The sequence below is a fragment of the Acinetobacter sp. GN11 genome, from assembly GCF_054823985.1.
On the sequence record NZ_JRVL01000001.1, the window covers coordinates 18413 to 27911 of the forward strand.

4 protein-coding genes are annotated in these 9499 nt (G+C 39.7%); all 4 read left to right on the plus strand.

All coding sequences use genetic code 11. The features are described from left to right. Positions 1–6 precede the first annotated feature (6 nt). The 4 genes from NL42_RS00075 to NL42_RS00090 all read left to right on the plus strand — a co-directional run bounded on the left by NL42_RS00075 (position 7) and on the right by NL42_RS00090 (position 9454). Positions 7–4512, plus strand: a complete 4506-nt coding sequence (locus tag NL42_RS00075) for a translocation/assembly module TamB domain-containing protein (RefSeq protein WP_461311323.1) — start codon at positions 7–9, stop codon at positions 4510–4512. Between the two features lie 318 nt (positions 4513–4830). Next, positions 4831–6063 (plus strand): lactonase family protein, encoded by a 1233-nt coding sequence (locus NL42_RS00080; protein ID WP_461311324.1) that lies wholly within the window; start codon positions 4831–4833, stop codon positions 6061–6063. 137 nt (positions 6064–6200) lie between these two features. Next, on the plus strand, positions 6201–6563 hold the full coding sequence (locus NL42_RS00085) for a hypothetical protein (protein ID WP_252612612.1): 363 nt from the start codon (positions 6201–6203) through the stop codon (positions 6561–6563). Positions 6564–6814: 251 nt separating this feature from the next. Continuing rightward, entirely contained in the window at positions 6815–9454 is a 2640-nt protein-coding gene (locus NL42_RS00090) for a bifunctional aconitate hydratase 2/2-methylisocitrate dehydratase (protein ID WP_461311325.1), read from the plus strand. The last annotated feature ends 45 nt before the right edge of the window (positions 9455–9499 follow it).

The window sequence follows — 9499 nt, forward strand, 5'->3', positions numbered from 1 at the left end:
TATTTTATGGCGGATGTAGAACAGCAGCCAACTTCGGCACCTCGCTCACCTAAGAAGCGGCGCATTTTGCGTAGTTTCCTGCTGACGATATTGATCATATTTTTATTATTAGCGTCTTCGTTAGTAATCATGATGTCAACAGATCGCGGAAGTCGTTTTTTATTAGATCGGGTTTTAGAAGCTCAGAAAATAATTAAATATGAATACGAAGGCGGAAATTTACTGCGCGGAATTATTCTTAAGAATGTTTTGGTGCAATTAACAGACGTTGAAGTTTCATTAGACAGAGCTGACGTAGGTTTAGGATGGCGCTCTTTATTATTAGAAAAAGAAGTGCATTTGAGCCATGCGGATGTGCGTAATTTACGTATTATTAATAAAACCCCGCCGTCTGGTAAAGCATTTGAATTTAAGCCTATTAAGTTGCCGTTTGTTCTACGCGTTGATGAAGCTGATGTTGATCATTTAGAAATTAAGCTAGCAACCTCAGATGTAAATTTCCATGATGTTCACTTGCAAGATGCACTTTGGTCAGAGACTAAACTGGAATTTGAAAAATCCAGTATGGATATGGGCTATCTTTCAGTCCACAATGCCACAGGAAAAATGGATTTCAGTGGTAAATATCCATTAGATGCTACAGCAGATTTAAGAATCCCATCTTTAAAAAGTTTAAATATTCAAAATATTAAAGTCGTAGCACGCGGAAGTTTAGATACTTTAAAAGCTGGGGTTGCCACAACAACTCCCGATTTGTTAACGGGTTGGGTGGTATTGCATCCTGTTCGTGATGAAGTTCCAATGCAAGGTGAGTTACTTCTAAAAAATTATCACTTACCTTTATTGGTTGAACAAAAATTATTTGCAAAAAATGGTGTAATCAAGTTTCAAGGTGATATTAAACAACTTAATTTGGCCGTTGATACAGATTTAAAAGGTGAGAATTTACCTGAAGGTCAATACAACGCTTTAATGAATACTGATTTGGTTCATCAGTTGAATATCACTGATTTTAATGGCCAAGTCATGAAAGGCGGTGTTAATCTTAAAGGCTTAGTTAGCTGGAAAGATCACGTTACTTGGGATATCAAAGGCCGTTTAGACCATATTAATCCGAAAGACAAAGCACTTCCTCAGGTTGTTCAAGACTTTTTATCGCCAAGTTTAGATGCTGCTGTTGCTTCAACTGGTTCTTTGGAAAAAGGTACTGAAGTCTTTGCTAATGTTGATTTCGACCGTTACGAGTCTTGGAAGCTTAAGTTTAATCAGGCTCCTGAAAAAAATAATAAACCTCAACCAATGCTCATGAATGTAGCTTGGACGAAAATAGATCGTGCAATGCCTTATATTGGGTGGTTAAGTAGTGACAATGGTCAGGTCGATTTAACGTTACGTGATGGTCAGCAAGATATTAAAGTTGCGACAAAAGTATATCAGCATGAAAAAAGTTTATTGCCAGCAGGACAATATCTAGCGAATCTGAATGTTAAAGATAACGTTTTAAATGTTCCCAATTTTAGTTTTGCTGCTGAAAAAGGTAGCTTAACTGGTCAGGCTAAAGTATTTCTTCCGACTGAAAAACGTCAGTTGGTTTGGAATGCCTTGTTAAATGCAAAAGATTTTAATCCACAAAGTATTCATGCGGCAGCACCTGTTAATCTTTTAAATGGTTCGATTAAAGCGAATGGTTTTGCTAAACCGAACCAGCAAATCATTCAATTTGAGAAAATTGATTTAACTGGTCGACTGGCTCAAGCTGGTCAAGAGACTGTAAGTTTGGGTGGGAAAAGTACCGCAGCATTATTATTCCATGATGTAAAAGCTGGTGGTGGCTTTAAAGGTTTTGCAGTTAATTATGATGGATCTTTAAAAGCCCTAAAACAGGCAAATGGTTTATTGAAGTTTTCTATAGCGGGTACACCAGATTTTATTCGAATTAACCAGTTACAGCATGATGGTGTTGCTGGGAAAATCTATGCAACAGGTTCTGTAAATCTCAAAGATCGCATTGCATGGGATATTAATAGTTCATTGGTGCGCTTTAAACCCCAATACTTTACCTCAGCTGTAAAAGGCGAAATTTCAGGGAATCTGAAAACCCAAGGGGTTTGGTCAGACCATTTGAAGCGAATTAATATTCAGCAATTGAACCTTGCTGGCTTTATAAATAATAAACCTGTTCGAGGTAAGGGCAATCTATCTTTATTGATGGATTCTAATCAGAAGGGCTTTTTACCTCAGCAGTTTGAAGCAAATAATTTATTTTTAGTCTATGGGCAGAATCAGTTACAAGCGACCGGTAATGCACAAAATCTAAAAATCAAGCTGAATGCGCCAGCACTCTACGAGTTATATCCGGGTCTACGCGGTCGAGCTTACGGTAATCTGAATGTACAATCACAGCCACGTTTAAAAGCAACTGCAAATATCGCCGTAGATGATTTTGCTTTTAATACTTTAGTGAGCGTGAAGAGATTGAGTATTCAGGGTGAACTTCCAACATCGGAAACAACACCAACTCAATTAACCGCAAAATTAGATAATTTGCGTAGTGGAAATAGACAAATTCAGTCTGCTGAAGTGAATCTGACAGGAACAAGAAAAGCGCATTTATTGAAAATACTCGGCAATAATAGTGTTTCCAAGTTCTATGTTCAGTTGGCAGGCGGGTTTAACCAGAACAATGATTGGTTAGGTCAAATTCAAAAAGGAAGTTTTGATTCAAGACGTATTCGTCTGGCCCAAAATCAAAATGCTCCAGTGATTTATTCTTCTGCAAGATCTGAGCTATATGTAGGTCAACATTGTTGGCAAAGTGCGAATAGCCAGCTCTGTTTTGATCAGCCAGTACGAGTAAGTAAGGCTCGCGGTAATATTTCGTTTGTAACTCAAAACATGGATTTAAGTGACTTCGCGGCATTTATGCCAGAAGGCTTAGCGATGACTGGGCAACTAAATGGTTATGCCAAGGCAGCGTGGGTAAATGGCGGTAATCCAAAACTTGATGCACGTTTAATTACGCGTAAAGGTGAAATTGGTTTAGCTGCTGAAGATCCACAAGACCCTCCAACCACTCTGGCTTATGATGAGCTGGGTGTTATTGCAAAAAGTGTATCTGAGGGCTTATTGTTCCGTATTGATGTGAAAACACCAGATATTGGTACAGGTTATGCGAACGTCATTATCAATCCATTCCAGCCATCAATGCCAATGCATGGGGAAGTCGCTTTTAATGATGTTCAATTAAAAGTCTTAAAACCATTTATTCAAGATGTGCGTAAATTGAGTGGGACCTTAGCCTTGGCTGGTAAAGTCAACGGTACATTAACTCAGCCACAATTTACCGGTGAAATGCGTTTGAAAAATGGCGCGATCAGTATGATTTCGCTGCCAGTTAATTTAACGAATGTTCAGGTTTACTCATCAATTCGTCAGGATATGGCAACAATTGATGGTGCGTTTAATAGTGGTCAAGGTGTAGGGCTTTTAAAAGGTAGTTTTGAATGGAAAGATTCGCCGCGTCTTCAATTAAACCTCAAAGGTGATAATTTACTTGTACGTCAGGCTCCATTAATTACTGCAATTGCCAATCCAAATCTTACACTTGATATGTATCCTTTCGATAAGCGTTTAGGCTTAAAAGGATCGGTAGATGTTCCTCGTGCACGTATTTCAATGCCAGAAACAACTGCTCCAGTCATTAACACTTCATCAGATGTCCGCATAGTTCGACAAGGCCAAGATCCGCTTGCAATTTTACGAGCTGCTAAACCTTGGGATATACGAGCTGATATTGCTGTTAACATTGGAAACCAAGTGATATTCCAAGGCTTTAACAGTAATATTCCGTTAGTTGGTCGTTTAAATTTAAGTCAACGTGGCTACGAGACTGCAATGAGAGCTAACGGGGCAATTGGTGTCAGTCAAAAAGTGAAAATTGAAGCTTACGGACAAAGTCTAGATTTGAATCGAGCAATTGCGCGTTTTAATGGTCCATTGGCTAATCCAACTTTAGATATCGATGCAAACAAAAATGTTCAGGGCAGTATGGTTGGGGTGCGTGTTACAGGTACTGCAACATCGCCAAACATTCAGGTTTACAATGATGCCGGACTATCAGAGCAAGAAGCATTGAACGCACTCGTTACAGGACGTATTAATGAAGGTTCAAGTGGTTTAAGTAATGCAGAAGGATTTAAGTCCGATGTAAATAACACCATTGCTGCCGCAGGGATTAGTATGGGCTTGGGTGGTACACGTGCTTTAACGAATCAGATTGGACGTACTTTCGGTTTGAGTGGCTTAGCTCTAGATGCACAAGGTACGGGTGAAGATACGCAAGTGAGCTTAACGGGCTATATCACACCTGATCTATTTATTCGTTATGGTGTTGGCGTATTCACTCCAGTGAACAAGCTGACTTTACGTTATCAAATGAATCGACGTTTATATCTAGAAGCAAGTCAGTCTTTAGAAAGAGCGATCGATCTATTCTACAATTGGCGTTTCTAGTAGATGGAAATTAAACATTAGAAAGTATGCTAGTACCTATAATGATTTGATTAGTCTCAAGTAATAACGAAATAAAAGCTCGCTTCTTAGTGGGCTTTTATTTTAAGCACTTCTATAGAATTTAAAAAAGTTGAATATTTATTATATAAAACATCGATTCTCTTAAAGGGAACCAAAGCTTGAACAAGCTTTTAATTAAAGAAAACTCACTTGAAAATTACTATTTTATAAATTAGTTTTCAGAATCATTAAATGAAACTAAATTGATAATACCTTGTTGATAAGTGCAAATAAGGTGGTTTTTCCAAGGATATACCAGTGAAAATAGATACTTCTGTTGAAAAATATGACAAGGAAAACGATACAAATACTAAATATCGTTGGTTAATTCAAAAGTTAACAGCAACAGTGTCGATGACGCTTTTGTCATTTGGATGGGGCTCTACCGTAAATGCTGCACAACAACAAATTGCTTTAGTAGGAACATGGACATCGATACCTAACGCACCACTTGCGCAAAAACCAAAACAAGCCAGTGAAGGTTTGTATCAGCTTAAAGTGAATAGCGATGGAACCTTAACTCCTGTTAAGGTCTTGAAAATGAAAAGTCCTTCTTGGATTGTAAAATCGAAAGATGGCCGTTTTGCCTATACCACTAATGAAGAAAATGAAGGAGCGGTGACTGCATTATCAATTCAAAATGGAAAGGTGGACGTGTTGAACACAGTGGATAGCCATGGTGGACATCCAACACACGCATCAATCAGTTTAGATGGCAAATTCCTATTTGTGTCGAACTATTCGGCATTTGATAAAGGTCGTGGTGGTGTGGCTATTTTCCCAATTTTGCCAAACGGCCATTTAGGTGAAAAAGTACAAAATATTGTTTTTAGCGAAGGTTCTGGTCACGTCAAAGGTCGGCAGGACAGTGGTCATGCGCATTCGACCACATTTAGTCCAGATGGTAAGTATTTATATGCGAGCGATCTTGGAAATGACAAAGTCTATACTTTTCGTTATAACCCAAATAAACCTCAACCACTTGAAGCGGACAGCAGCCGAGATGTAACTTTTAGACATGGTTCTGGCCCGCGTCATATGGTCTTTTCCCCAAATGGCAAACATGCGTACGTTACCGCAGAAATGCGAAGTGAAATTGTGACATTTAATGTGCAAGATGGTCATTTGAAAAAAATGGCTGAGCTAAAACTAATTCACGAAGACAAAACACCTGAATTTAAAAGCGCGAGTGGAATTATCCTCAGTCCAAATGGCAAATATGTGATTGCTGCCAATCGTGGTGCAGACAACAAACTTTTGGTATTTAAAATTCAACAGAATGGATTGCTAGGTAAACCAGCAGTTTATAAAGCCAATGGAATTGAACCACGCGCTTTCTCATTCGACGCATCGGGTAAATATCTGTATGTAACCAATGTTTATAGTAATAACATTAGTTTGTTCCGCTTCGATGCCAATAAAGGCACATTAAAATCAGCTGGCGATGCGGCAAAAATATCAACACCGACTGATATCAAATTTTTTAATTAACCCAAATGAGGAAACTAGCATTTCTAATGCTTGATATAAAAAGACCGAGAGGGAAACTATCTCGGTTTTTTTCTAGCTGTTTTTGCAAAAATGATGATTTTCCGTATGATATGAGCAGCAATAATTAGTGTAGTGAAATGATGAAAAAGATTTTATTGATTGCAGTGAGTTTATTCTTTGTTGGTTGTTCAGAAAAGAAACCATTAACACCAGAAGAGCAGTGGCATGGTTTTTGTACTAGCGTAGGAAATGCGGCTAGAAGCATTGTTTTTGATCGTCAGCAAGCAATTGAAAAAGCTCAGGCCGTTGAGCATGCTAATAAAATTGAAGATGACATTACCAAAAAGTTCATTCTTAATATTATTGAAAAAGTTTATGCAATTCCAAAAGAAGAACTAACTAAAGATTCTCAAGCACTCCAAGAAAAAGTTAGAAAGCAAGCGATGGACGAATGTTTGGCAACACCTCATGACAAAATGCCAAAATATAAATCGTTCTAATTGAGTACGGTTATTGAATTTCCGCTCATCTGGGCTATTTTTGCTTAAAAATAGCCCAGATTTGGCTAATTTGCTCATTATTTGCACACGGGTATTTAGATACAAAATAATGGGCATCACGGAGAAACACCCCGTTTTCATTAACTTTTACCTTGAACTCTAGTAAACTTTTATAGTCCATATTACTTGTGAAGCTTTTTAAGAAAGCTGGAATTTGCAAGTAATTTTTCAAAAAAAGAGGAATGAACACCGTGCTAGAAGCTTACCGCCAACACGTTGAAGAACGTGCCGCACTCGGAGTCCCACCGAAGCCACTTGATGATGCTCAAACAGCTCAGCTTGTTGAACTATTAAAAAATCCACCAGCAGGCGAAGAAGCGTTTTTGGTTGATTTGCTTGAAAACCGTGTTCCTGCAGGTGTTGACCAAGCAGCTTATGTAAAGGCAGCGTTCTTGGCAGCGATTGCAAAAGGCGAAGCAACTTCACCACTCGTTTCTAAAGAACGTGCAGTTTACTTACTTGGCACGATGCTTGGTGGTTATAACGTAGCACCACTTGTTGAGCTTCTTGATAATGCTGAACTTGCAAGCTTAGCTGCTGAAGCGTTAAAGAAAACACTTCTTGTATTTGATGCATTCCATGACGTAGCAGATAAAGCAAAAGCGGGTAATGCCAATGCTAAAGCTGTTTTACAATCTTGGGCAGATGCAGAATGGTTCACAAGCCGTCCTGACGTTCCAGAAGAAATCAAAATCACTGTGTTCAAAGTAACTGGTGAAACAAATACTGATGACTTGTCTCCAGCGCAAGATGCTTGGAGCCGTCCAGATATCCCACTACACGCAAATGCAATGTTGAAAAATGAGCGTGATGGTATCAACCCTGAAAAACTAGGTGAAGTTGGTCCATTAAACCAAATCAAAGAACTCATCGCAAAAGGCAATCAAGTTGCTTACGTAGGTGACGTTGTTGGTACAGGTTCAAGCCGTAAATCTGCAACTAACTCTGTACTTTGGTTCTTCGGTGACGAACTTCCACACATTCCAAACAAAAAAGATGGCGGTGTGTGCTTAGGTACTAAAATCGCTCCAATTTTCTTTAATACGATGGAAGATGCAGGTGCATTACCTGTAGAAATCGACGTTGCTAACATGAACATGGGCGACGAAGTAGTATTGAAAATTGACCATGCTGCTGCAAAAGTTACTGCTTTTAAAGATGGCGTTCAAATTTCAGAAGCTGAACTTAAAACTCCAGTACTTTTAGACGAAGTACGTGCTGGTGGTCGTATTAACTTGATCATTGGTCGTGGTTTGACAACTAAAGCACGTGAAGAATTAGGTCTTGCACCTTCTACATTGTTCCGTACACCTGTACAACCTGCTGACACTGGTAAAGGCTTCACACAAGCTCAGAAAATGGTTGGTCGTGCATGTGGTTTAGCTGAAGGTCAAGGTATCCGTCCGGGTACTTACTGTGAACCTAAGATGACTACAGTTGGTTCTCAAGATACAACTGGTCCAATGACTCGTGACGAGTTAAAAGACTTAGCTTGCTTGGGCTTCTCTGCTGACTTGGTAATGCAGTCTTTCTGTCACACTGCTGCGTATCCAAAACCAGTTGACGTAACTACTCACCATACATTACCTGACTTCATCATGAACCGTGGTGGTGTATCTTTACGTCCAGGTGACGGTATTATCCACTCTTGGTTAAACCGTATGTTACTTCCAGATACAGTTGGTACTGGTGGTGACTCACATACGCGTTTCCCAATCGGTATCTCTTTCCCAGCGGGTTCTGGTCTTGTTGCGTTCGCAGCTGCGACTGGTGTTATGCCACTGGATATGCCTGAGTCTGTACTTGTTAAGTTCAAAGGTAAAATGCAGCCTGGTATCACTTTACGTGACCTTGTACATGCAATTCCTTACTACGCGATTCAAGCGGGTGACTTAACTGTAGAGAAGAAAGGTAAGAAAAACATCTTCTCTGGTAACATCCTTGAGATTGATTTATCAGAAATGGAAAATGACTTGACTGTTGAGCAAGCATTCGAACTTTCTGATGCATCTGCTGAACGTTCTGCTGCTGGCTGTTCAATCACACTTTCTGAAGAGAAAGTTGCTGAATACTTACGTTCTAACATCACTATGTTGAAGTGGATGATCGCGGAAGGTTATGGCGATGCTCGTACTATGGCGCGCCGTGCTGAAAACATGCAGAAGTGGTTAGACAACCCAAGCTTATTAAAAGCTGATGCTGATGCAGAATATTTAAAAGTTTACGAAATCGATCTTGCTGACATCAAAGAACCAATTCTTTGCTGCCCGAACGATCCAGACGACGCGAAACTTCTTTCTGATGTTCAAGGCGACAAAATTGATGAAGTATTCATCGGTTCTTGTATGACGAACATCGGTCACTTCCGTGCAGCGGGTCAGTTACTTGACAAAGTACCAAGTGGCTCATTGTCTACTCGTTTATGGTTGGCTCCTCCAACTCGTATGGACGAGCACCAATTAATGGAAGAAGGCTTGTATAACATCTATGGTCGTGCTGGTGCACGTACAGAAATGCCAGGCTGTTCACTTTGTATGGGTAACCAAGCACGTGTAGCGCCGAACACAACATGTGTATCGACATCTACTCGTAACTTCCCGAACCGTTTAGGTCAAGGTGCAAACGTTTACTTAGCGTCTGCTGAGCTTGCATCTGTAGCTGCGGTTCTTGGTAAATTACCAAGCCCAGAAGAATATCAACAGTACGCGTCGCAAATCGACAGCGCTTCTGCTGAGATCTACAAATACTTAAACTTCGACAAGATGAGCGAATATACTAAAGAAGCTGATCAAGTTGATACTAAGAAAATCCAAGCTGCTCAATTGACTTAATGAGCTAGGATCAAGAAAAGCCGGTAGGCTTTTCCTTAGCGCAAG